A 23,636-nucleotide genomic window follows, 5' to 3' on the forward strand; every position below is an offset into this window, starting at 1 on the left:
CCGACCCGCCTGTTCCCGGCCTCAGGACTCCTGGCGCCGGACGGTGCCGCGGCGCAGGGCGTACCCCAGGACGAGACCGATGAGCAGGGCGACCAGGACGCCGAGGTTGGCGAAGGCCCAGGCGCCGTCGCGGCCGCCGAGGCCGAGCGGGCCGAGGAGGTAGCCCTGCCAGTTGTTCCACGAGGCGTCGTCGGAGAACGAGTTGATCACCAGCCCCCAGCCGACGAGCGAGGCGAGCACCATGGTGCCGATGGCGGCCCAGTCCCACGCGCCGTAGCGGCCGCGGCCGTCGAACAGGGCGTCCTCGTCGTAGTCGCGCCTGCGCAGCGCGAGGTCCGCGATCATGATCCCGGCCCACGCGGCCAGCGGCACGCCGAGCGTGATCAGGAAGCTCTGGAACGGGTTGATGAAGTTCTCGGCGACGAAGACGACGTAGATGGTGCCGAGGGTCAGCAGCACGCCGTCGACCGCGGCCGCCTGCGGGCGCTTCAGCCTCACCCCGAGCGAGAGCAGCGTGAGGCCCGAGGAGTAGATGCCGAGCACCGCGCCGCTGACCAGTGACAGGATCGCGGCCAGCAGGAACGGGACGAGGAACCACGTCGGCAGCAGCGTGGCGAGGGTGCCGATCGGGTCGGCCGCCACCCCGTCGAGGATCTCGGTGGACGAGCCGGCCAGCGCGAGGCCGAAGAGCACCAGGACGACGGGGGCCAGGGCGCCGCCGAAGGTGTTCCACGCGACGATGGAGGGCCCGGGCGCGGTGCGCTTCTGGTAGCGCGACCAGTCCGCGGCGATGTTGATCCAGCCGAGGCCGAACCCGGTCATCACCATCACCAGCGCGCCGATCACCGACTGCGTCGAGCCGGCCGGGATGGCCTGCACCGCCGTCCAGTCGACGTCGTCGAGGGTGAGGGCCATGTAGAGCACCGTGACGATGCCGGTGACCCACGTCAGCAACGACTGCATCCGCATGATGATGTGGTAGCCCGCGACGCTGGCGGACACGATCAGCGCGGCCACCACGACGGCGGCGACGACCTTGGTGCCGGTGCCGCCACCCCATCCGAGACGGGTGAAGACCGTCGACGTCGCGAGCACGGCCAGGATGGCGAGGAACGTCTCCCAGCCGATCGACACCAGCCACGAGATCACGCCGGGCACCTTCTGGCCCTGCACGCCGAACGCCGCGCGGCTGAGGATCATCGTCGGTGCGGACCCGCGCTTGCCGGCGATGGCGATGATCCCGCAGAGCAGGAACGACACCACGATGCCGACGACCGAGACGAGCACGGCCTGCCAGAACGAGATCCCGAAGTAGAGGACGAACGAGGCGTAGCTCAGCCCGAAGACCGACACGTTGGCCGCGAACCACGGCCAGAACAGGTCGCGCGGACGGGCGGTGCGCTCGGACTCCTCGATGATCTCGATGCCGGTGGTCTCGACGCCGAGGCGGCGCGTCTGCTCGAGGCCCGGGGCGGGGGCCGCAGTGTCACTCATGTCCGCATCGTCGCGCACCGGTGCCGTCCGGGCCAGCACCGCCCCGTCCGGAGGAGGGCGTCAGGTGAACAGCGCCTGGCCGACGTGCTCGCCCGGCCCGACGCCGGGAGGGACGGCGAAGAGCGCCGAGCCGGTGAACTTGAGGTACTCCACAAGGGCGTCGCTCTTCGACATCGCCAGCTGCACCGGCACGAAGTGCGTCGCGGGGTCGCGGACGTACGCGATGAAGAACAGGCCGGCGTCGAGGCCGCCCAGCGCGTCGGACCCGTCGACGAAGTTGTAGCCGCGGCGCAGCATCCGGACGCCGCCGTGCTGGCCGGGGTGCACGACGCGGACGTGCGCGTCCACCGGGATCACCGGCTGGTCGTTGCTGCCGGGCATGTCGAAGTCGGGCGCCGTGTGCTCCTCGCCGCCCGACAGCGGCGCGCCCGCGCCCTTCGTGCGTCCGACGAACATCTCCTGGTCGCCCAGCGGCTGGCGGTCCCAGACCTCGATGGTCATGTTGATCCGCCGGGCGACGAGGTAGGAGCCGCCCGCGAGCCAGTCGGCCCGCGGGTCGTCGCCGCTGCCGACCCACACGTGCTCGTCGAGGGCGGCGGACTCCTCCGCCTTGACGTTGGCCGTGCCGTCCTTGAAGCCGAACAGGTTGCGCGGGGTGGACTGGGACGTCGAGGTGGTCGAGGTGCGCCCGAAGCCGAGCTGGGACCACCGCACCGCCACCGTCCCGAAGCCGATGCGCGCGAGGTTGCGGATGGCGTGGACGGCGACCTGCGGGTCGTCGGCGCACGCCTGCACGCACAGGTCGCCACCGGACCGCGCCGGGTCAAGGACGTCGCCCGGGAAGTGCGGCAGGTCGCGCAGCGCCTCCGGCTGGCGGTCCGCGATGGCGAACCGGTCCCGGCCGTCGGCGTCGCGGAACAGCGACGGGCCGAAGCCGAACGTGACGGTCAGCCCGCTGGCGGGCAGGTCGAGCGCCTCCCCCGTGTCGTCGGGCGGCAGGCGTACGTCGCCACCGACCGCGCCGTCGCCGGCCGGCTCCCCCGCGGTCATCTGCTCCGAGGCGAGCGTCCAGCGCTGCAGCAGGGAGACCAGCTCCTCGCGGTCGTCGGTCAGGACGTCGAACGCGGCGAAGTGGAGCCGGTCCTGGGCCGGCGTGACGATGCCGGCCTGGTGCGCACCGCGGAAGGCGTACGCCGCCTGCCGCACGTCGCCCGCGGTCGCGGCGCCGTCCGGCCCGGCGTGCGCGGTCCCCCGGCCGACGGCGAAGGCGCCGGCCACGCCGGCGGCCGCGACCCCCCCGCCCAGCAGGCCGCGCCTGCTGAACCGGGAGGTCGGCGCCGGGGCGGGCTGCTCGCTCAGGACAGCACCGCCGCGGTCAGCCGCGACAGCGGCTCGGAGAGGGCGTTCACGGCGTTGGAGAGCTCCTTGACCTGCGCGGGCGTCAGCTGGTCGTAGGTGACGAAGCCGTCGCCCTCGCGCTGCGCGTCGAGCAGGTCCTGCAGCTCCTCGAACCGGGAGGTCAGCTGGTCGGCGAGGTCGGCGTCCTTCTCCTCCACGATCGGCTGCACGCCCTCCCAGGCGACCTTCGCCCCGTCGACGTTGGCCTGGAAGTCCCACAGGTCGGTGCGCGACCAGTACTCCTCCTCGCCGGTGACCTTGCCCGTCGCGACCTCCTCGAGGAGCCCGCGCGAGCCGTTGGCGATGGCGTCGACGGTGTAGGTGAGGTCCTGCACGCGGGAGTCGAGCTCCTCGGTGTTGGCGAGCAGGTCGTCGGCGTAGGTCGCGCGCTCGTCGTCGCCGAGCGGCGTGTAGTCCTGGGCGCGCTGCGGCCAGAGGTCCTTCTCGATGCGGTGCCAGCCGGTCCACTCCTGGCCGGGCTCGAGGTCGGCCTCCCGCGCGTCCATCATCGGGTCGAGGTCTCCGAACGACTCCGCGACGGTCTCGATGCGCTCCCAGTGGGTGCGGGCGACCGGGTAGAGCGCGCGAGCCGCGTCGTCCTCGCCGGCCTTGTAGCGCTCGACGAAGTCCCGGGTCTTCTCCAGCAGCTGGGCCGACTGGTCCTCGACGTAGGCCGCGTAGTTGGCCTCCGCCTGGTCGACCAGCTCCTGCTCGTCGGCGGAGACGTCGCCGCCCTCGTCGGACTCCGTCACGGTGAAGTCGCCCCGGATGCCCTCACCGGTCATGCCGGGCTTGCAGGCCGTGACGTACGTGCCCGCGGGGGCGTTGACGGTGAGGGCACGGGAGATGCTGGGTCCGATGTTCTCGACCTCGGCCACGATCCGCAGGCCGTCCTCACCGAGCAGGTAGAACTCGGTGACCTGGTCGCCGGAGTTGGTCACGTCGAAGGTCAGCGTGCCGGCGGGGGCCTCGGTCGCCGACAGCGTGCAGGCGTCGGCGGACGAGTCGACGGTCAGGGCGCGCGGGTCGGCCGCGTCGCCGGAGCCGCCGGACGGGGCGGTGTCGGCGTTCTGCGTGCAGGCCGCGAGCAGCGGCAGGGCGACCGCGACGGCCACGAGGGTCTTGCGCATGGGGCGTGTGTGCTTCCTTCTCAGGCGGCCGCACGCGACGGTGCGGCCGGGGTGGTGGTGCGTCGGCGGGCGCCGCGCAGGAAGAGGGCCATGACCGGCACCACGTAGAGCAGCCAGGCGGCGGCCTCCAGCGTGGTGGTGGCGGGCGAGAAGTTGAAGACGCCCTTGAGCAGGGCGCCGTACCAGGTGTTCATGTCGACGGTCGCGGAGACGTCGAAGGCGAGGTCGTCGAGGCCCGGCAGGAAGCGGGCCTCCTGCAGGTCGTGCACGCCGTAGGCGAGGACGCCCGCGGCCACGACGATGAGGAACGCACCGGTCCACGTGAAGAAGCGCGAGAGGTTGATCGAGATCGCCCCGCGGTAGATCAGGTAGCCGAGCGCGACGGCGGTGAGGATGCCGAGCCCCGCACCGAGCAGCGGCTCCCACGTCGGGACCGCGCTGCCCGCGGCCTCGCGCGTGCCGGCCTGGGTGGCGGCCCAGAGGAACAGCGCGGTCTCGAGGCCCTCGCGGCCGACGGCGAGGACGGCGACGACCACCAGCGACCACCGGCTGCCCTCGGCCGCCTCGTCGATCCGGCCGCGCAGCTCCCCGCTGAGACCGCGCGCCGCGCGCGCCATCCAGAAGATCATCCACGTGACGAAGCCGACCGCGACGATCGACAGGCTGCCGCCGATCAGCTCCTGGGCCTCGAAGGTCAGGCCGCGGGGGCCGAAGGTCAGCAGGGCGCCGAACGCCAGGCTGACCGCGACCGCGAGCGCGACGCCCGCCCAGATCCGCGGGAGCAGGTGGCGTCGCTCCGTCTTGACGAGGTAGGCGACCAGGATGCTCACGACGAGCGCGGCCTCGAGGCCCTCGCGCAGACCGATCAGGTAGTTCCCCAGCACAGCCGAGCAGACTACACCTAAGGTCAGGCTTACCTAATACTTTGGGTCGACAGGTGGTCAGGACCTCAGCAGCACCTCGCCGTGCAGCACCGAGAACCAGCCGTCGGGGTGCTCTGCCCACGCGCGCCAGGCGGTGGCCACGTCGGCGAGCTCCTCGGGGGTGGCGCGCTGCTCCTCGACGAGCTGGCGCGCCAGGGCGGTGTCGGTGAGCCGGTCGGCCCAGAGGCTGCCCCACCAGGCCCGGTCCTCCGGGGTGGCGAAGCACCACGTCGCCGAGCCGGCCGTCACGTCGTGGGCACCGGCGGCGTGCGCCCAGGCGAGCAGCAGCCGGCCGGCGTGGGGCTCTCCCCCGTTGGCGCGGGCGGCGGCGTCGTAGAGCTCGAGCCAGCGGTCGAGCCCCGCGCTGGCGGGGTGCCACGAGAAGTGGCCGTAGTCGCTGTCGCGCGCCGCGACGAGTCCGCCCGGGCGCGTCACCCGCAGCATCTCGCGCAGCGCTCCCACCGGGTCGGCGACGTGCTGGAGCACCTGGTGGGCGTGGACGACGTCGAACGGGCCCCCCAGCCCCTCGAGGTCGAGCGCGTGGACGTCCCCCACCAGCACCGTCGCGTTGACGATCCCCTGCCGCTCCAGCTCGGCGCGGGTCAGCGCGGCGGCCTCCTCGGTGATCTCGAGCGCGACGACCTCGCCGACGAGGCGGGCCAGGTCGGCGGTGATCGTGCCGGGACCCGAGCCGACGTCGAGCAGGCGCTGCCCGGCGTCGAGGTGGGGCAGGAGGTACGCCGCGGAGTTGGCGGCCGTACGCCACCGGTGCGAACGCAGCACGGCCTCGGCGTGCCCGTGGGTGTAGGTGTTCAGGGGCATGCCGAGGCCGTCACTGCCTGGCGCGAGGTCGGTCCGCCGTCAGCGGGCGGACGTGCCCTCGGTGTAGTCGGAGTCGTGCGACTTCACCCAGGCCATGAGCTTGCGCAGCTCGCGGCCGGTCTGCTCGATCGGGTGCGACTCGCTCTTCTTGCGGAACTCGGTGAACTCCGGCGAGCCGTTGTCCATGTCGGTGATGAACCGCTCGGCGAACGCGCCGTTCTTGATGTCGGCCAGCACGTCCTCCATGTTCTTCTTCACGTCGGGGGTGATGACCCGCGGCCCGGAGACGTAGTCGCCGAACTCGGCGGTGTCGGACACCGACCACCGCTGCTTGGCGATGCCGCCCTCGTACATGAGGTCGACGATGAGCTTCAGCTCGTGGAGGCACTCGAAGTAGGCGACCTCGGGCTGGTAGCCGGCCTCGGTCAGGACCTCGAAGCCGTACATGACCAGCTGCGAGGCGCCTCCGCACAGGACGGCCTGCTCGCCGAACAGGTCGGTCTCGGTCTCCTCGGTGAAGGTGGTCTTGATGCCGCCGGCGCGCAGGCCGCCGATCGCCTTGGCGTAGGAGAGGGCGAGGTCCCAGGCCTTGCCGGACTCGTCCTTCTCGACCGCGACGAGCACGGGGACGCCGCGACCGTCGACGTACTCGCGACGCACCAGGTGGCCGGGACCCTTGGGGGCGACCATGAAGACGTCGACGCCCTCGGGCGGGGTGATGTAGCCGAAGCGGATGTTGAAGCCGTGGCCGAAGACGAGGGTGTCGCCGGGCGTGAGCGCGGGCTCGATCTCCTCGGCGTACAGCGTGCGCTGGTGCTGGTCGGGGGCGAGGATCACGATCAGGTCGGACTCCTCCGCGGCCTCGCGGGGGGTGAGGACGCGCAGGCCTTCTGCCTCGGCCTTGTCACGGCTCTTCGAGCCGGGCTGCAGCCCGATCCGGACGTCGACGCCGGAGTCGCGCAGGGACAGCGCGTGGGCGTGGCCCTGGCTGCCGTAGCCGATCACCGCGACGTTCTTGCCCTGGATCAGGCTCAGGTCGGCGTCGTCGTCGTAGAACATCTCAGCCACTGGGGGCTCTCCTTCATGGGTTGGTGTGTCACTCGGTGATCGAGTAGCCGCGAGGAACGAGCGGCGTATCGAGATCTGGGTCAGGTGGCGATGGCGGAGGCGGGGGCGGGCACGGCGACGGGACGCTGCGGGCGCTCGCTGATCGAGCGGGAGCCACGACCGATCGCCACCATGCCGGATTGCACGAGCTCGCGGACGCCGAACGGCTCGAGGACCTTGAGCAGGTCGCCGAGCTTCGCGGCATTGCCGACCGCCTGGATCGTCACGGCGTCGGGTGCGACGTCGACGACCTTGGCGCGGAACAGCTGCACGGCATCGAGCACCGCGCCGCGGGTGGTGGCGTCCGCACGGACCTTGACCAGGAGCAGCTCGCGGTTGACCGAGCCGGGGCCGTCGAGCTCGACGATCTTGATCACCTCGACGAGCTTGTTGAGCTGCTTGGTGACCTGCTCGAGCGGCGACTTCTCGACGTCGACGACGATCGTCATCCGCGAGACCTCGGGGTGCTCGGTCGGGCCGACCGCGAGGCTGTCGATGTTGAACCCGCGACGGGAGAACAGGCTCGCGATCCGGGCGAGGACGCCGGGCTTGTTCTCGACCAGGACGCTCAGGGTGTGCTTGCCGCTCTCGTTCATGCCCGGACCTCCCAGTCGTCCTGCACGTCGTCGAACTGGGGGGCCAGGTCGCGCGCGTACTTGATGTCGTCGTTGCTGGCGCCGGCGGCCACCATCGGCCAGACCATCGCGTCGCGGTGCACCCGGAAGTCGACCACCACGGGCTGGTCGTCGATGGCCATGGCCTTCTCGATGGTCGCATCCACCTCGTCGGGCGACTCGCAGGCGAGGCCGACGCAGCCGTAGGCGTCGGCGAGCTTGACGAAGTCGGGGATCCGCTTGGAGTGGAGGTCGGTGTTGGAGTAGCGCTCGTTGTAGAACAGCGTCTGCCACTGGCGCACCATGCCGAGCGACTCGTTGTTGATGATCGCGACCTTGATCGGGATGTCGTTGATGGCGCAGGTGGCGAGCTCCTGGTTGGTCATCTGGAAGCAGCCGTCGCCGTCGATGGCCCACACGGTGGTGTCGGGCATCCCGACCTTGGCGCCCATCGCCGCGGGCACGGAGAACCCCATCGTGCCCAGGCCGCCCGAGTTGATCCACGTGTTGGGCTGCTCGTACTCGACGAACTGGGCCGCCCACATCTGGTGCTGCCCGACCCCGGAGACGTAGATCGAGTCGGAGCCGGCGATCGCCGAGAGCCGCTCGAGGACGTACTGCGGGGCGAGCGAGCCGTCGGTCGGCGCGTCGTAGCCGAGGGCGTATGTCTTCTTCACGCCCGCGAGGAACGCGACCCACGCCTCGTAGTCGCCGTCGGCGCCCTCGGCCTGGAGCACCGCGACAAGCTGGGCGATGACCTCCTTGCAGTCCCCCACGATCGGGACGTCCACGTGACGGTTCTTGCCGATCTCGGCGGGGTCGATGTCGGCGTGGACGACCAGCGCGTGGGGGGCGAACGAGTCGAGGTTGCCGGTGACCCGGTCGTCGAAGCGCGCGCCCAGGCTGATGATCAGGTCGCTCTTCTGCAGGCCGGCGACGGCGGCGACGGTGCCGTGCATGCCCGGCATGCCGAGGTGCTGCGGGTTGCTGTCGGGGAAGGCGCCGCGGGCCATCAGGGTGGTCACGACGGGGATGCCGGTGAGCGCGGCGAGCTGGGCCAGCTCGCGGTGGGCGCGGGCGCGGATCACGCCGCCGCCGACGTAGAGCACCGGCCGCCTCGCCTCGCGGATGAGGCGGACGGCCTCCTTGATCTGCTTGGCGTGGGGCGTGGTCACCGGGCGGTAGCCCGGCAGGTGCAGCTCGCTCGGCCACGCGAAGGTCGTCTGCGCCTGCAGCGCGGACTTCGCGATGTCGACGAGCACCGGGCCAGGGCGGCCGGTCGAGGCGATGTGGAAGGCCTCGGCGATCGTGTGCGGGATGTCGGCGGGGTCGGTGACGAGGAAGTTGTGCTTGGTGACCGGCATCGTGATGCCGCGGATGTCGGCCTCCTGGAAGGCGTCCGTGCCGATCATCGAGGCGCCGACCTGACCGGTCACGGCCACCATCGGCACCGAGTCCATGTGCGCGTCGGCGAGCGGGGTCACGAGGTTGGTCGCACCCGGCCCGGAGGTCGCCATGCACACGCCCACGCGGCCCGTCGCGGCGGCGTACCCCTGCGCCGCGTGGCCGGCACCCTGCTCGTGGCGGACCAGGATGTGCCGGATCCGCGTGGAGTCCATCAGGGGGTCGTACGCCGGCAGGATGGCGCCGCCGGGGATGCCGAAGATGTCGGTGACGCCGGCCGCTTCCAGAGAGGTCACGAGGCTCTGCGCGCCCGTCACCGATCCGCTGCCCTGTCCGCCCTGCTCCGTCATGATCTGCCCGTCTTCTTCCGGTCTCGTCGTGCCATGCCCAACAAAAAACCCCTCGGCCCGGTGGGCGACGAGGGGTGACGCGCGTGCGTTCGGCCGGGTGGCCTCAGCTCACGCGTCGCGTGCGTACAAGAATCTCGGTGCGCATGCGACAACCGTCGTCGCCGGGGCTGTCCGGCGTCAAGCAAGTGTGACAGTCGTCCCACGATGTGGAATGTCAGTCTCGGGATGTGACATCGCGACCGTCCGGAGCCGCGGCCTCGACGAGGTGTGCGGATTCGGGCCGACCGACCCGGGCATCCGTGGAATCATCGCTCGCCATGCCGACCCCTCCTGACGCCCTGCACCGCCCCATCATCGTGGCGGGCGTGCCCGGCGCCTCCCTCGAGTCGATGCGCGCCTCACTGCTGACCGCTCCCGGCGCGTGGGACGCCACCGACGTGCACCCGCGGGACCACGACGCCCTCCTCGCGCGCCAGGCGGAGCTGCTGGACGACCCGACCTCGGCCCTGCGCCGCGGCGACGCCGGCCCCCGGGCCGTCATCGCGGACGGGGCGGCGGTCGACCTCGCTGCGCTGCCGCCGGACGCCCTGCTCGTCCTGCTCCACGAGGAGCCCGAGCGGCTCGCGCGCGAGGCCGCCGACACCGACACCGACCCCGCCGCCGTCCTGGCCGCGTGGGAGCGGACGACCGCGACCGCCCTGGAGGTGATCGCGCAGCTGCCCGAGGGGCGCGCCCGCGTCGTGGACGCAAGTGACCTGATCGCCGAGCCGGAGGACGCCGCCCAGCGTCTCTTCGAGTTCCTGGGGCTCGGCTGGCACGTCGCCTCCTCGGCCCCCTGGCGTGAGCTCGCAGCCGCTCGCTCGGCAACCGCCCCGGACGCCGCCCCGGGCGCCGCCGCGGGCGAGCCGGACGAGCGCGTGGCGGCCCTCGACGGGCTGGCGGCGCAGGCGCGGGCCCTGTCCCAGCCGACCGCGCCCAGCCTCGCGCCGACCAGCCAGCCGGGCAGCCTCACCGCGCACGACGACGGCCTCGGCGAGCTCCTGCAGTCGATGGGCAGCTCGCTGATGGTGTCGACCTACCAGTCCGACCGGGTGCTGCTGCTGCGGCACGACCAGGGCCGGCTGGGCGTGCACCTGCGCGCGTTCGACCGTCCGATGGGGATCGCCCTGCACCCGTCGGGCTTCGCGCTGGGCGTGCGCTCGGAGGTGCTCGACTACCGCAACTTCGCCGCCCTCGCGCCGACCCTGGAGCCGGCCGGCTCGCATGATGCCTGCTTCCTGCCGCGCAACTCCCACGTCACCGGCGACATCGCCGTCCACGACCTCGCCTTCGGCTCCGACGGGCTGTGGGTCGTCGCCACCCAGTTCAGCTGCCTGGCCACCCTCGACACGGACCACAGCTTCGTCCCGCAGTGGCGCCCGCCGTTCATCAGCGCACTCGCACCGGAGGATCGCTGCCACCTCAACGGCGTGGCCCTCGTCGACGGCGTCCCCCGTTACGTCACCGCCCTCGGCGTGAGTGACGAGGCCGGCGGCTGGCGCGCCGACAAGGCGTCGGGCGGCGTGGTCATGGAGGTGCCCTCGGGCCAGGTCGTCGTGGAGGGGTTGTCGATGCCGCACTCCCCGCGCTGGCACGACGGTCGCCTGTGGGTGCTGGAGTCGGGTCGCGGGCGGCTGCTCACGTGCGATCCCGCGACCGGCGAGACGACCACCGTGGCGGAGGTCCCCGGGTTCACCCGCGGCCTGTCCTTCCACGGCGGCATCGCCTTCGTGGCCACCTCGCAGGTGCGCGAGACCGCGACATTCGGCGGACTCCCGATCAGCAGGCTCCCCCGGCGCGAGTGCGGCGTGTGGGCCATCGACACGACCACGGGACGGGTGCTGGCATCGGTCCGCTTCGAGGACCGGATCCAGGAGATCTTCGACGTCGCCGTCCTCCCCGGCGTCCGCTTCCCCGACGTGGCCGAGCCCGGCAGCGAGCTCGTGCGCACCTCGTGGTTCGTGCCCGGTCCGTAGGCGCCGCCCTCCCACCTAGGGGTGGCACTCGGTAAAGAAAATGCCAACTGCCTGAGGTCGTCCGCGCATGCGCCTAGGTTCCGAGACGTCACCATCAACCCGAAGCAAGGAGAACGAACGTGGGGGCTCGTCAGCGTCAGAAGCTGCTCAAGCGCAGGAAGGCCGTGGCTCGCGCCGCGCGCAGCAACACCACCGGTACCCGCACCGTCGCGGTCACCGGCAGCGTCATCACCGCCGCAGCCGCTGCGCTCGGCGCAGCAGCACCGGCGCACGCCGCGCCCGTCACCGTCACGCCGAGCCTGGTCGCCGACCTGGTCGCGGGGGACAACGACGCCGACATCAGCAACGTCACCGAGATGGGCGGCGTGCTGTTCTTCACCGCCGACAAGCCCGGTGGCGGCCAGGAGCTGTGGCGGAGCAACGGCACCGCCGCCGGCACGCAGATGATCACGAACTTCAGCGGGTACGGGGCCAGCCCGGGCAACCTCACCGCCGTGGGCGGCACGCTCTTCTTCACGGCCTACAGCGGCGGCAACGGCCGCGAGCTCTGGAAGACCGACGGCACCACGGCCGGCACGTCGCTGGTCAAGGACATCCGTCCCGGCTACAGCAGCAGCGTGTCCTACAACGCGCGCCTCACCGCCGTCGGCAACACGCTCTTCTTCGCCGCCGACGACGGGACCACCGGCACCGAGCTCTGGAAGACCGACGGCACCTCGGCCGGCACCACCCTCGTCAAGGACATCAACCCCGGCGGCGGTTCGCTCAACAACGGCGGCACCTCAGTCGCCATCGGCGGATCCCTCTTCTTCGCCGCCAACGACGGGACCAACGGCACCGAGCTCTGGAAGAGCGACGGCACCTCGGCCGGCACCACCCTCGTCAAGGACGTCATGCCGGGCTCGGGCAGCGGTCTGAGCACCTACTCCTCGGGCAACACGATGATCGCCGCCGGCGGCGCGGTCTACTTCGCCGGCAACGACGGCGCCACCGGGCGCGAGCTGTGGCGCTCGGACGGCACGACGGCCGGCACCGCCCTGGTGAAGGACGTGTGGCCCGGCGCCAGCAGCGGCTTCACCGGCTCCTACTACGGGCAGACCCAGCTCGTGGAGGCCGGCGGCTCGGTCTACTTCAGCGGTCGTACGCCGGAGTTCGGCACGGAGCTGTGGAAGACCAACGGCACCACCGCGGGCACCGTCCAGGTGGCCGACATCAACCCCGGCGAGCGCAGCAGCAACCCGTCCGAGATCACCGCCCTGGGCAGCTCCGTCGTCTTCGCAGCCGCCGACCGCGTGCACGGTCGCGAGCTGTGGAAGACCGAGGGCACCGGCGCCTCCCTGATCGCCGACACCGCCCCGGGCACGTTCTCGTCGCAGCCCTACAACCTCACCGCCGTCGGCGGCACCCTGTTCTACGGCGCCACCAACGGCGTCCACGGGTGGGAGCTGTGGCGCACCGACGGCACGGCGGCCAACACCGCGATGGCCGGCGACATCAACCCGGGCGTGGGCGACAGCTACCCCTCGCAGATGACCAACGTGGGTGGCACGCTCTTCTTCACCGCGGAGACCGACGCCCTCGGCACCGAGCTGTGGAAGGCCACCGTCGCCCCGGTCGCCACCCCGGCCCCGGCGCCGGCGCCCGCCGCCGACACCGCCGTCTCCGACGGGGTGGTGAAGGTCAAGAAGGCCCAGAAGCAGGGCAAGAAGGTCAAGGTCGTCGTCGCCGCCTCCGCCGGCGAGGCCGTCACCGCCACGGCGAAGGGCACCATCAAGCTCGCCGGGTCGAAGAAGGCGATCAAGCTCACCGCGAAGAAGGCCACCACCAGCGGCTCCGGCAAGATCGCCAAGCTCACGCTCAAGGCCAGCAAGAAGGACAACGCCGCGATCCTCGCTGCGGTCAACAAGTACCGCAACGCGTCGAAGAAGATGCAGAAGGACCGCCTGGTCAAGGCCAAGGTCACCGTGACGATGACCGACGCCGCGGGCAACAAGCTCGTCAAGAAGGTCACGGTCAAGCTCGTCTGATCGTCCCTGCACCGCGCTGCGGCCGGGTGGAGCACTGCTCCGCCCGGCCGTCGTGCGTCTCCGGACCGGCTGCGCGTCAGGGGCGCCCGGAGCGGGTGCAGACGCAGTGCCGGTTGCCGTCGGCGTCCTCGAGGACCCAGTACGAGGGCGCGGCGCGGTCGCTCACGAGACGACCACCGGCGGCGAGCGCGGCCTGCACGCGTCGCTCGCCCTCGTCCTCGGGGACCCAGACGTCGAAGTGCCAGCGCTGCTCGTGGCCCTGCTCGGGCAGGGCCGGGTCGTCCGGGCTCGGTTCGCCCGGCTCCTGGAACCACAGGCCGGGGACCTGCCCGCTGGGGTCGACGGGCTCGCCGTCCGTGTCCACCTCACCGCCGAAGAGCGCGGCGTAGAACGGCGCCACGCGCTCGCCGGCCGCGGTGTCCAGTCCCGGCTCGAGCTCGGTCAGTCCGGAGGTGTCCGCCTCGACGCCCGCCTCCGCCGCGCAGCCGCTGATGCGTCGGGCGAGGTCGACGTCGCGGCTGGTGACGCCACCGACGTCGTGGCTGGACAGGGTGACGATCACCTCCGGGTAGGTCAGCGAGACGTCGGGGTGGTGGTCGGCCTCCTCGGCCGCCGCGCCGATGCGGTCCACCAGCGCGAGGCCGGTGGCGAAGTCGCCGGTGCGGAAACGGGCACGGATGCCGGTGCGCAGCAGTCGCCAGTCGTTGAGACCGTCCGTCTCGCGTACCTGCTGGGCGGAGAGCTCCTGCTTCGGGTCAGCCATGCGCTCGACCCTGCCACGCCCCACCGACCGCGGCCACCCTCACGCCGCCCTCAGGCCAGCGTCTGCGTGATCTCGCGCGTGTCGCCGTCGACGACGACGCGCGCCAGCGCCCCGTTGACCAGCGGGAGGTGCGGTGGCACGTGCCCGATCTCGAGGTCCCACACGATCGGCAGGTCGAGGCGACCGAGGGCGTCGAGCACGGCGCCCCGCTGGGTCAGGTCGGCGTGGTCCGGCGCGCCGGTGCTGCCGACCAGGACCGCCGCCGCCCGGTCGAACCACCCCGCGAGCCGCATCCCGTGCAGGTAGCGACAGATGTCGATCGCGCCGTCCTCGCAGGCCTCGACGTAGACGACCGTGGGCTCCTCGAAGCCCTCCGCCCACCCGCGGACGTCGCCGTACGGCGTCCCGGCGAGGTGGGCGATCGTCTCGATGCAGCCGCCGACGAGGCGCCCGGTGACGTCGAGGCTGCCGCCTCCCTCGAGGTCCCAGCGGCTGCTGCCGACGTGCTTCCACTCCGTCGCGCGGGTGTCCTCCTCGAAGCGCCACCAGTCCGCCACCAACCCGGAGTCGCGCTGCACGAACGGACCCTCGCCACCGACGAGGTCGAGCCAGTGGAGCAGCCCGTCCGGGACGGCGTACGGCGTGTCCGCGAGGTTGTCGCCGTGGACGGTCGCCCAGCCGAGGCGGGTCGTGATCGGCACGAGCACGGTCGAGAGGTCGGAGAAGCCGACCAGCCAGGTGGGCTCTGCGGCGGCCAGTGCGTCCCAGTCGAGGAGGTCGACCAGGTCGATCGCCGTCTCCCCGCCCCACGGCGGCACCACGCAGCGGATGTCGGGGTCGGTCAGCATCCGGGTCAGCTCGGCCGCCCGCTCGGCGGCCGGAGCCGAGGTGAGGCCCGTGCCGTCCATGCACTCCCCCACCACCACGTCGTACCCGCGCCCGCGCAGCCACTCGGCGCTGAACTCGATCCGCTCGGCGCCGGCCCCCACGACTCCTGCGGACGGCGACGTCACGCCGATCGTGTCGCCCGGTCGGAGGGGCCGTGGGAAGCGGAGGCGCGGGTTCATCCGACGATTCTGACAGTGTGTGTCCATGGGTTTCGGCAGGGGTTTCGGCGGCGTCGTGCAACAGGCCATCCACGCAGGGACGGGGGTCCCGCGCCTCTGGGCCGCGGCGACGCGTGCCGGGCTCGGCCCGACCGGCGCCGTGGAGGTGCTCCGGGTCTCGCAGGCGGCACTGCAGGCGGCGGCGACGCACGGGCGGGGCGTGCCGGGCCGGACGAACGCCCTGCGCCACTTCATGTGGCAGGCGACGTTGACGGCGAAGTTCGGGCTCGACGCGGCCCGCTCCATCGCCGACGCGCAGGAGGCGGGGTCGCCGAACCGACGCGACTCACGGGTCGACGCGCACAACAACGCCGCGGGCCAGGCGTACGGCTCCGAGCACGCCGCGGAGCTCGCCGCCCTGTCCCCGTCCGAGGCGATGACGAGCCTGGTGCCGGTCGCCCTGGCGAAGTGGGAGTCCGACGAGCTGATCTGGGTCAGACCTCACTGACCGCCAGGAGGCGGCGTACGGCGTCGCGCAGGGTGCCTGCCTGCTTCTCGGCCGTGAACGCCGCGTCGGTGGCGAGCCGGCCCAGGAAGCCGTCCAGCACGACGAGCACCCACGACGTCAGGTCGTGGGCGGGGAGGTCGGTGCGGACCTCGCCGGCCTCCTGCGCACGGACGATCCACGGCTCGAGCCCGTCCTGGAGCACGCGGGTGTCCTCGTCGAGCGCCGCATCGACCTCCGGCTCCCCCACCACCGCGCCCACGGCGCGCACGAAGCCGGGCATCCGCGGGTCGGCCATCTGGGCCGACGTGTGGTCGAGGTAGGCCTCGACCACCGCGATCGGCGACCCGTCAGCCGGGCACGCCGCGAACCACGCGCGGGTCTCGTCGGTGCCGAGGGCCAGGATGGCGAGGAGCAGCGACTGCTTCGTCGGGAAGTAGTGGAAGAAGGTGCCGGACCCGATGCCCGCCCGCCGGCAGATGGCGGCCGTCGACGTGCCGGCGTACCCGGACTCGGCGAAGCAGGTCAGGGCGGCATCGATGATGAGCAGCCGCCTGGCGCGGTGCTTCTCGGGGTCGACGGTGCGGGCCACGGCTTCTCGTTCCCTTTAGTGGAGTACGTGCTCTAGTATTGCACGCATGGCGGAGACCGAACGCTGGCACCTGGCGCTGGACGACCACGAGCACGTCGTGGAGGTCACGCGCGGGGCGCTGGTCCGCGAGGCCGTGTGGAGCCGTGACGGGAGCGAGGTCGGGCGGAAGAAGACCTCCGACGAGACGATCGTGATCGCCCCCGAGGGCGCCGGCGGTGCCGTACGGCTGAAGTTCCCGATGGCGGGGCCCGCCCGACGGGTGACGTTGCACGGGTCCGAGGCCGAGGCGCACACCGGGCTGGGCGGCTCCGACCTCGAGCCGGAGGCCGGGTCGAGGGCGGCGGCGCGGGCCGAGTGGATCGGGCGGCACCCGCACCTGCACACCGTGCGCCAGACGGCGATCGCGGCGGCCGGCGTGGGTGTGCCGATCCTGCTCGTCTGGCTCCTGACGCTCGTCCCGTGGCCGAGCGTCGACCTCCCGTCGATCCCCTGGCCCGACCTGCCGGCCATCCCCTGGCCCGACGTCGACCTGCCGTCGATCCCGTGGCCCGACCTGCCCGACCTGCCCGACCTGCCGGGGTGGGTCGACGACGTGCGGAAGTGGGCCATCCCGATCCTCATCGCGTTCTTCGTCGCCCGTGGCGAGGTGAAGCGGCGCAGGAAGGCGGAGGAGAAGGAGGCGGAGTAGGTCTCGATACGCTCGTGCCTCGCTACTCGACCACCTATGAGGACCAGGCCGTGAGGCGCTCGCGGTCGTGCTCGCCGTGCGGCCAGACGGCCCGGACCACCCCCGCGGCGGCCAGCGCCTTGCGGCAGCCCGGGCACGGCGGGTCGGTGATGTAGGCCGTGGCTCCCTTGGTGTCGCGGGTGGCGAAGAGGAGCGCGTTGACCTCGGCGTGGATGGCGATGCAGAAGCCCGGGGTGCCGGGGCGGTCGTAGTCGCCGAGCCCGGGGACGGCGTCGTACCCCAGCTGCCCGCGTGGGCAGGCACCCATCAGGCAGTCGTCCTCGCCGGGCGCGGCGCCGTTGTAGCCGGTGGCGATGATGCGGTGGTCGATGGTGAGGACGGCGCCGACACGGCGTCGCGTGCACTTGGCGCGGGCGGCCACGGCGGTGGCGATGCCGAGGAAGTAGTCGTCCCATCCCGGGACCGCGGTGCCGGGATGCTCGAGGTCGGTGCTCACGGGAGCACAGACTGCCCGATCTCCTGCGGGTTGTAGGCGACTTCCCAGCGGAACCCGTCGGGGTCGGCGAAGTAGCCCGAGTAGCCGCCCCACTCGCGCTCGCTCGCCTCGCCGATCTCGCTGGCACCCGCCGCCCGGGCCTGCTGTAGCACGGTGTCGACACCCTGGGTGGTGGCGAGGTTGTGCGACAGCGTGACCGGGGGGACACCGCCACGCACGGGCGCATGGCCGACCTCGGCGACGAAGCCCGACTCGACCCAGAGGCTCAGGACCAGCTTCTCCGCGACGCGGAACATGATCACCTCGCCGGGGACGTCGACCTCCGGCTCCCAGCCCAGCCCGTCGACGTAGAACCGCCGGGTGGCGTCGAGGTCGGACACGACGAGGGTGATGAAGCTGACGCGCTGGTCCATGCTCGGTCCTTACTTCTCTGTCTTCTCGGTCTTCTCGGGCGGGCGGGCAGCGAGGCGTACGCGCTGGCGGCCCATGGCGTCGAAGTTGCGGTCGTCGAGCCAGGCGTCGAGTGCCGCGCGGACGCGTGGCCACTCCTGGTCGGTGATCGAGAACCAGTCGGTGTCGCGGTTGCGGCCCTTGTAGACGACCGCGTTGCGGAACCGGCCCTCCCAGATGAAGCCGAGGCGGATGGCAGCGCGGCGCGAGGCGGCGTTGAGGCTGTCGCACTTCCACTCGAACCGGCGGTAGCCGAGCTCGTCGAAGACGTGCCGCATGAGCAGCGCCTGGACCTCGGTGGCGGCGCGGCTGCGCTGCAGCTGGCGGCCGTAGGCGATCCCGCCGACCTCGATCGAGCCCATCGCGGGATCGATGCGCATCAAGGAGCAGAACCCGGCGGCCCGCCCGGTCTCGACCGGCACGATCGCGTACATCACCTGGGCGGGGTCCGCGCTGCCGTGCTCGACGATGGCGGCCATCTCGTCCCGGTCACGGGGGCGCTCCCAGAAGAGGTAGGTCCACAGGGCGTCGTCGTCCTCGCCGCACACCGACGCGACGAGGTCGTCGACGTGCTGCGGCCCGATCGGCTCGAGGCGCACCCCCGCACCCGACAGGACGGTCGTGCGGTCGGGCCGGGCGGCCGGCGTCCAGTCGACGGCGCGTCCGATGCGCTGTCCGTGCGCGTTGGTGCGCGGTTCGGTGGGGTTCTGGCTCATCGCAGGTCACCCAGCACCGTCGCGACGGCGGCGAGGCCGCGCTCGACCTCGTCGAAGGACGTCGACAGCGGCGACAGCCCGATCCGCAGGCCGCCGGGGTCGCGGTAGTCGGGGATGACGTCGCGCTCCCAGAGCCGGGCGGTGACCTCCCGCATCCGGTCGTGGTGGAGGGTCACGTGGCCGCCCCGCCGGGCGGGATCGCGCGGCGAGGCCACGGTCACGTCGGGGAGCGTGGCGTCGGCGACCTCGAGGGCGTACGAGGTCAGCGCGACGGACTTCTCGCGGACGGCCTCGATGCCGGCCTCCTCGACGAGCTCGAGCATGGCCCGCATGGCGACCATGCCGAGGATCGGTGGGGTGCCGGAGATGAAGCGGCGGATCCCTGCGGCGGGCCGGTAGCCCGGTCCCATCAGGAACGGGTCGGCGTGGCCCATCCAGCCCTGGATCGGCTGGGTGAGGTCGTCGTGCAGGCGGGCGGCGACGTAGCCGAAGGCGGGCGACCCGGGCCCCCCGTTGAGGTACTTGTAGGTGCAGCCGACCGCGAGGTCGACGTCCCACTCGTCGAGCAGGACCGGCACCGCGCCTGCGGAGTGGCAGAGGTCCCACAGGACGAGCGCGCCGGCGTCGTGGGCGATGCGGGTGAGCTCGGGCGCGTCGGCGAGCCAGGCGGACCGGTAGGCCACGTGGTTGAGGACCACCAGGGCGGTGCGCTCCCCCACGACCTCGCGGAGCTGGTCGGCGCTCACCCCGGCCGAGGTGTCGACCTCGATCCAGCGCAGGGTGAGCCCGCGCTCGGCGGCGATGCCCTCGGCGACGTATCGGTCGGTCGGGAAGTTGTCGGTGTCGATGACGATCTCGGTGCGACCCGGCTCCGTGCGGGCGACGTGGTCGACGGCCGCCCGCATGAGCTTGTAGAGCCACACGGTCGTCGAGTCGCCGATCGCCGTCTGGCCGGCCGCTGCGCCGAGCGTGATCCGACCGAGGTCGTCGCCGAGGGTGGTGGGCAGGTCCATCCACTGCTCGTCCCAGCCGCGGATCAGCCGGCCTCCCCAGTCCTGCCGGACGAAGTCGGCCAACCGCTCGGCGGTCGCGGCCACCGGCCGCCCGAGCGAGTTGCCGTCGAAGTAGACGAGGTCTGTCTCGGCGCCGACGAAGCGGTCACGGAAGGCCGCGAGCGGGTCGGACGCGTCGAACTCGGTGGAGGTGCTCACGCCCCGCAACCTATCCGTCAGTAGCAGACCGCCCCGTGGGCGGCACTCTGGACGACCTTGCGGTACTTGCCGAGCACGCCGCGGGTGTACTTCGGCGGGAGCGGCTCCCAGCCCTCGGCGCGTGCCGCGAGCTCGGCTTCGTCGACGTGGACGTCGAGCGTCATGTTGCCCACGTCGAGGGTGATCCGGTCGCCGTCGCGCAGGAACGCGATCGGTCCGCCGTCGCTCGCCTCGGGGGCGATGTGGCCGACGCAGAGCCCGGTCGTGCCGCCGGAGAAGCGGCCGTCGGTGATCAGCAGGACGTCCTTGCCGAGCCCGGCGCCCTTGATGGCGCCGGTGATGGCGAGCATCTCGCGCATGCCCGGGCCGCCCTTGGGGCCCTCGTAGCGGATCACGACCACGTCGCCGGCCTGGATCGCACCCTCGGCGAGCGCGTCGAGCGCCTTGCGCTCGCCGTCGAAGACCCGCGCGGTCCCGGTGAAGGTCGAGTCGTCGAAGCCCGCGCTCTTGACCACGGCCCCGTCTGGGGCGAGCGAGCCCTTGAGGATGGTCAGGCCGCCCGTGGCGTGGATCGGCTTGTCGAGCTCGCGCAGGATCACGCCGTCGAGCGGCTTGGGGTCGAGCTCGGCGAGGTTCTCCGCCATCGTCTTGCCGGTGCAGGTGAGGACGTCGCCGTGCAGGTGGCCCGCGTCGAGCAGCGCCTTGAGGAGCACCGGGATGCCGCCGACGCGGTCGAAGTCGGTCCACACGAACTTGCCGAACGGCTTCATGTCCGCGAGGTGAGGGACCTTCTTGCCGATCCGGGTGAAGTCGTCGAGCGTCAGCTCGACCTCCGCCTCGCGCGCGATGGCGAGGAGGTGGAGGACGGCGTTGGTCGAGCCGCCGAGGGCCATCGCCATCGCGATGGCGTTCTCGAAGGCCGGGCGCGTCATGATCTGGCGGGCGGTGATGCCCTGGCGGAGCATCTCGACCACGGCCTCGCCGGACTTGTGCGCGAACCCGTCGCGGCGGCGGTCGACGGCCGGCGGGCTCGAGCTGCCCGGCAGCGACATGCCGAGGGCCTCGGCGACGCTGGCCATCGTGTTGGCGGTGTACGCCCCACCGCAGGCGCCTTCTCCGGGACAGATCGCCCGCTCGACCTTGTCGACCTCCTCGCGCGTGATCTTGCCGGCGAGGCAGGCCCCGACGGCCTCGAAGGCGTCGATGATCGTGACGTCGCGGCCGTCGACCTGGCCGGGCATGATGGTGCCGGCGTAGAGGAAGACGCTGGCGAGGTCGAGCCGCGCGGCGGCCATCAGCATGCCGGGCAGCGACTTGTCGCACCCGGCGAGGAGCACCGAGCCGTCGAGGCGCTCGGCCATCATCACGGTCTCGACGGAGTCGGCGATGACCTCGCGGCTGACCAGCGAGAAGTGCATGCCCTCGTGGCCCATCGAGATGCCGTCGGAGACGGAGATGGTGCCGAACTCGAGCGGGTAGCCACCACCGGCGTGCACGCCGTTCTTCACTGCCTTGGCGAGCCGGTCGAGCGACAGGTTGCAGGGGGTGATCTCGTTCCAGCTCGACGCGACGCCGATCTGGGGCTTGGCCCAGTCGTCGTCACCCATCCCCACGGCCCGGAGCATCCCGCGAGCCGCGGTCGCCTGGAGGCCGTCCGTGACGTCGCGGCTGCGGGGCTTGATGTCGGGTCCGTCGGCTGCGTGGGTCATGCCAGCAGGCTAGTGGGCCCCCCTTCTCCCCACGCGCCGCGTCTCATCCGCCGCCACTCCTCGCGGACCTCGTCGCGCCACTCCATCTCGGCGACGAGCTGGTGGAGCGCGGGGTGGTCGTCCGGGACGCCCCACCGCGTCCGCTCGAAGTCCTTCCACCGCTGCGAGGTGCGGTAGCCGATCCCCGGGTCCTTCGCCCGCCGCGACCGCTTCTCCTGCTCGAGAGCGTGCGCCGAGGTCCACGTCCTCATGGCGCGCGGGAGCCACCACCCCGTGACCCGCAGGTCCGTGTGGGCGGGATACCTGCGTCCGCCGCGGTCGCGCGCCCCGTCGTCGCGCATCCCCTCGACCACCTCACCGCTCGCACCGTCGCGCACGGTGACCTCGAGACCAGCCAGGTCCAGCAGCAGCTGCATCATCGAGACCCGCGGGCTCGTACGACCCGTCTCCCACCGGGCGACGGCCGACTGGGACACGTCGAGGAGCTCCGCGAGCCCACGCTGCGACAGGTCCAGGATCCGACGGATCCGCCTGACCAGCCCGGGTACCCCACCCGGGAACGGGCCCATCGCCCACCACTCCTTCTCGGCCTCGGTCCACGGCAGCACGTCCCAGGCCGACCCACCGTCGTCCTCACCGCCCCGCACCCCGCCCCGTTGCTCCGCCATCGCGCGTACCTCCCGTGCATCCGTCGCCCCGGCGCCCAGGTCGAGCGCTCGTACGGCTACTCCACGGACACGCACCGACACCCGCCGCTCCTCCTCCACAGCGCTGGCTCCCAGGCACCCGAGCACCCGCCCTGTGGACGTCTGGCGGTCAGATCCAGCCGCGGTGGCTCGCCGGCAGACGGCCCCCCGCCCGCGTGGACCCTTGCCCCTGAGTCGCTCAGAGACTCAACGGCATGAGAGGTGACCGGGCCCGTCCACGGATCGTGAGTCGCCCAGCGACTCAACGGCAAGGGTGGCGACCGGACGCGCCGACGGACCGTGAGTCGCCCAGCGACTCACGGGCAAGGACCCGCATGGTGCCGCGACCCGACCCGACCCGACCCGACCGGACCCGGCGCGACCTAGAGCTTGGCGGCCCGGACGACGAGCACGTCGGGGAGGTCCTTGTGGATCTCGCGCCACGACGCGCCCTCGTCGGGTGAGGCCCAGACGCCACCGTTGCGGCCACCGAAGTAGAGGCCCGGGACCTCGTGGTCGTCGACGCACATCGCGTCGCGCATCACGGCGGTGAAGTAGCCGTCCGGCAGCGCGCCCTCGCCGAGTGCCTCCCACGACTCGCCGGCGTCGGTGGTGCGGTAGACCCGCGCCTTGCCGTCGACGGGCCAGCGGGCCTCGGCCCCGGTGATCGGGAAGCTGTACGCCGTGTCGGCGCGGTGGGGGTGCGCGACCATGGCGAACCCGAACTCGGTGGGCAGGCCCGGGGCGATGTCCTGCCATGACGCGCCGCCGTCGTCGGAGCGGTAGACGCCGCCGTGGTTCTGCAGGTAGAGCCGGTCGGGGTCGACGGGGTCGCGGGCGACCTTGTGGACGCACTGGCCGAACTCGGGGTAGTTGCGCTCGCCGGGGAAGAACTCGGCCTTCACGCCCTGGTTCGACGGCGACCACGTCGCGCCGCCGTCGGCGGTGACGTACACCCCGCCGGTCGACAGTGCCGCGAGGACGCGTTGCCCGTCGCGCGGGTCCGGGAGGATCGTGTGGAAGGCCTGGCCACCGAAGCCCGCGTTCCACTCCTCGCGGTGGGGGTGGTCCCAGAGCCCGCGGACCAGCGAGAAGGTCTCGCCGCGGTCGGTGGAGCGGAAGACGGCGCCCGGCTCGGTGCCCGCCCACACCACCTCGTCCTCGAAGCCCGGCTGCAGCTGCCACACCCGCGCCAGCGTGGCGCCGGTGTCCTCGGGGAAGCGGGCGGCGCCGTTGGGGGTCTCGTCCCAGCTCGCTCCCAGGTCGTCCGAACGCCACACCTGCGGGCCGAGCCAGCTCGACGAGGCTCCGGCGAGGAGCCGCGGCGCACCGCCCCGCTGGTCGACCATGACGGAGTAGACCTCCTCCATCGGGAAGTGCGGACCGGTCCACTCCCAGGCCGTGCGGGCCTCGTCGGACGTCCCGATCCAGAGTCCCTTGCGGGTCCCGACCATGAGCAGCGTGCGCGACATCGAGCTCTCCTTCTCCCT

General features: G+C 72.2%; 22 protein-coding genes. 4 read left to right on the forward strand and 18 right to left on the reverse strand.

Features of this window, described 5'->3' with window-relative positions; genetic code table 11:
• Positions 1-21: 21 nt before the first annotated feature.
• The 8 genes from F4692_RS00730 to F4692_RS00765 form a co-directional block, all read right to left on the reverse strand.
• Positions 22-1,494 carry a purine-cytosine permease family protein gene (locus tag F4692_RS00730; RefSeq protein ID WP_179617747.1) on the reverse strand — a complete coding sequence of 491 codons (1,473 nt, stop codon included), beginning with the start codon at positions 1,492-1,494 and terminating at the stop codon, positions 22-24.
• Between the two features lie 60 nt (positions 1,495-1,554).
• Positions 1,555-2,853 (reverse strand): iron uptake transporter deferrochelatase/peroxidase subunit, encoded by a 1,299-nt coding sequence (gene efeB, locus F4692_RS00735; RefSeq protein ID WP_179618950.1) that lies wholly within the window; start codon positions 2,851-2,853, stop codon positions 1,555-1,557.
• Positions 2,850-4,022 carry an iron uptake system protein EfeO gene (gene efeO / locus F4692_RS00740; RefSeq protein WP_179617748.1) on the reverse strand — a complete coding sequence of 391 codons (1,173 nt, stop codon included), beginning with the start codon at positions 4,020-4,022 and terminating at the stop codon, positions 2,850-2,852. Before efeO ends, efeB begins: the two co-directional genes overlap by 4 nt.
• Before the next feature lie 20 nt (positions 4,023-4,042).
• On the reverse strand, positions 4,043-4,906 hold the full coding sequence (gene efeU, locus F4692_RS00745) for an iron uptake transporter permease EfeU (protein WP_179617749.1): 864 nt from the start codon (positions 4,904-4,906) through the stop codon (positions 4,043-4,045).
• Positions 4,907-4,963: 57 nt separating this feature from the next.
• Positions 4,964-5,767 (reverse strand): class I SAM-dependent methyltransferase, encoded by an 804-nt coding sequence (locus F4692_RS00750; RefSeq protein WP_179617750.1) that lies wholly within the window; start codon positions 5,765-5,767, stop codon positions 4,964-4,966.
• A gap of 39 nt (positions 5,768-5,806) precedes the next feature.
• A complete protein-coding gene (gene ilvC, locus F4692_RS00755; protein WP_308645094.1) occupies positions 5,807-6,835 on the reverse strand; it encodes a ketol-acid reductoisomerase in 1,029 nt (342 codons plus the stop codon).
• An 80-nt stretch (positions 6,836-6,915) separates the two neighbouring features.
• Positions 6,916-7,470: an acetolactate synthase small subunit gene (gene ilvN / locus F4692_RS00760; RefSeq protein WP_179617751.1), complete on the reverse strand. Its 555-nt coding sequence runs from the start codon at positions 7,468-7,470 to the stop codon at positions 6,916-6,918.
• Positions 7,467-9,242: an acetolactate synthase large subunit gene (locus F4692_RS00765; protein WP_179617752.1), complete on the reverse strand. Its 1,776-nt coding sequence runs from the start codon at positions 9,240-9,242 to the stop codon at positions 7,467-7,469. The genes ilvN and F4692_RS00765 overlap by 4 nt, the downstream gene beginning before the upstream one ends.
• Before the next feature lie 317 nt (positions 9,243-9,559).
• Here F4692_RS00765 and F4692_RS20635 point away from each other — a divergent pair, with 317 nt between their 5' ends.
• The gene (locus F4692_RS20635) at positions 9,560-11,257 is read left to right on the forward strand and encodes a TIGR03032 family protein (RefSeq protein ID WP_257029416.1); all 1,698 of its coding nucleotides are present in this window, start codon (positions 9,560-9,562) and stop codon (positions 11,255-11,257) included.
• Positions 11,258-11,376: 119 nt separating this feature from the next.
• Positions 11,377-13,284 (forward strand): ELWxxDGT repeat protein, encoded by a 1,908-nt coding sequence (locus F4692_RS00775; RefSeq protein WP_179617753.1) that lies wholly within the window; start codon positions 11,377-11,379, stop codon positions 13,282-13,284.
• A 76-nt stretch (positions 13,285-13,360) separates the two neighbouring features.
• Here F4692_RS00775 and F4692_RS00780 read toward each other — a convergent pair whose 3' ends face one another.
• Both F4692_RS00780 and F4692_RS00785 read right to left on the reverse strand, forming a co-directional pair.
• On the reverse strand, positions 13,361-14,047 hold the full coding sequence (locus tag F4692_RS00780) for a 4a-hydroxytetrahydrobiopterin dehydratase (protein WP_179617754.1): 687 nt from the start codon (positions 14,045-14,047) through the stop codon (positions 13,361-13,363).
• Positions 14,048-14,097: 50 nt separating this feature from the next.
• Positions 14,098-15,114, reverse strand: a complete 1,017-nt coding sequence (locus F4692_RS00785) for a S66 family peptidase (protein WP_179617755.1) — start codon at positions 15,112-15,114, stop codon at positions 14,098-14,100.
• A gap of 25 nt (positions 15,115-15,139) precedes the next feature.
• Here F4692_RS00785 and F4692_RS00790 point away from each other — a divergent pair, with 25 nt between their 5' ends.
• A complete protein-coding gene (locus F4692_RS00790) occupies positions 15,140-15,601 on the forward strand; it encodes a DUF6973 domain-containing protein (RefSeq protein ID WP_179617756.1) in 462 nt (153 codons plus the stop codon).
• Here the strand turns inward: F4692_RS00790 and F4692_RS00795 are convergent.
• The gene (locus F4692_RS00795; RefSeq protein WP_179617757.1) at positions 15,588-16,190 is read right to left on the reverse strand and encodes a TetR/AcrR family transcriptional regulator; all 603 of its coding nucleotides are present in this window, start codon (positions 16,188-16,190) and stop codon (positions 15,588-15,590) included. The two genes, F4692_RS00790 and F4692_RS00795, sit on opposite strands and share 14 nt — an antisense overlap.
• 46 nt (positions 16,191-16,236) lie before the next feature.
• Here F4692_RS00795 and F4692_RS00800 point away from each other — a divergent pair, with 46 nt between their 5' ends.
• On the forward strand, positions 16,237-16,878 hold the full coding sequence (locus F4692_RS00800) for a hypothetical protein (protein WP_179617758.1): 642 nt from the start codon (positions 16,237-16,239) through the stop codon (positions 16,876-16,878).
• Between the two features lie 34 nt (positions 16,879-16,912).
• On the opposite strand, the gene F4692_RS00805 is transcribed toward F4692_RS00800, so the two are convergent.
• The 7 genes from F4692_RS00805 to F4692_RS00835 form a co-directional block, all read right to left on the reverse strand.
• Positions 16,913-17,374 (reverse strand): deoxycytidylate deaminase, encoded by a 462-nt coding sequence (locus F4692_RS00805; RefSeq protein WP_179617759.1) that lies wholly within the window; start codon positions 17,372-17,374, stop codon positions 16,913-16,915.
• Entirely contained in the window at positions 17,371-17,787 is a 417-nt protein-coding gene (locus F4692_RS00810; RefSeq protein WP_179617760.1) for a VOC family protein, read from the reverse strand. Before F4692_RS00810 ends, F4692_RS00805 begins: the two co-directional genes overlap by 4 nt.
• Positions 17,788-17,796: 9 nt before the next feature.
• On the reverse strand, positions 17,797-18,540 hold the full coding sequence (locus tag F4692_RS00815; RefSeq protein WP_179617761.1) for a GNAT family N-acetyltransferase: 744 nt from the start codon (positions 18,538-18,540) through the stop codon (positions 17,797-17,799).
• Positions 18,537-19,751: a kynureninase gene (locus F4692_RS00820; RefSeq protein ID WP_308645095.1), complete on the reverse strand. Its 1,215-nt coding sequence runs from the start codon at positions 19,749-19,751 to the stop codon at positions 18,537-18,539. Before F4692_RS00820 ends, F4692_RS00815 begins: the two co-directional genes overlap by 4 nt.
• A 17-nt stretch (positions 19,752-19,768) precedes the next feature.
• A complete protein-coding gene (ilvD, locus tag F4692_RS00825) occupies positions 19,769-21,460 on the reverse strand; it encodes a dihydroxy-acid dehydratase (RefSeq protein WP_179617762.1) in 1,692 nt (563 codons plus the stop codon).
• On the reverse strand, positions 21,457-22,128 hold the full coding sequence (locus tag F4692_RS00830) for a helix-turn-helix domain-containing protein (RefSeq protein ID WP_179617763.1): 672 nt from the start codon (positions 22,126-22,128) through the stop codon (positions 21,457-21,459). The genes ilvD and F4692_RS00830 overlap by 4 nt, the downstream gene beginning before the upstream one ends.
• A 401-nt stretch (positions 22,129-22,529) precedes the next feature.
• Positions 22,530-23,618 carry a WD40/YVTN/BNR-like repeat-containing protein gene (locus F4692_RS00835; protein ID WP_179617764.1) on the reverse strand — a complete coding sequence of 363 codons (1,089 nt, stop codon included), beginning with the start codon at positions 23,616-23,618 and terminating at the stop codon, positions 22,530-22,532.
• Positions 23,619-23,636: the final 18 nt, after the last annotated feature.

The sequence above is a fragment of the Nocardioides cavernae genome (assembly GCF_013410035.1).
GTDB lineage: Bacteria > Actinomycetota > Actinomycetes > Propionibacteriales > Nocardioidaceae > Nocardioides > Nocardioides cavernae_A.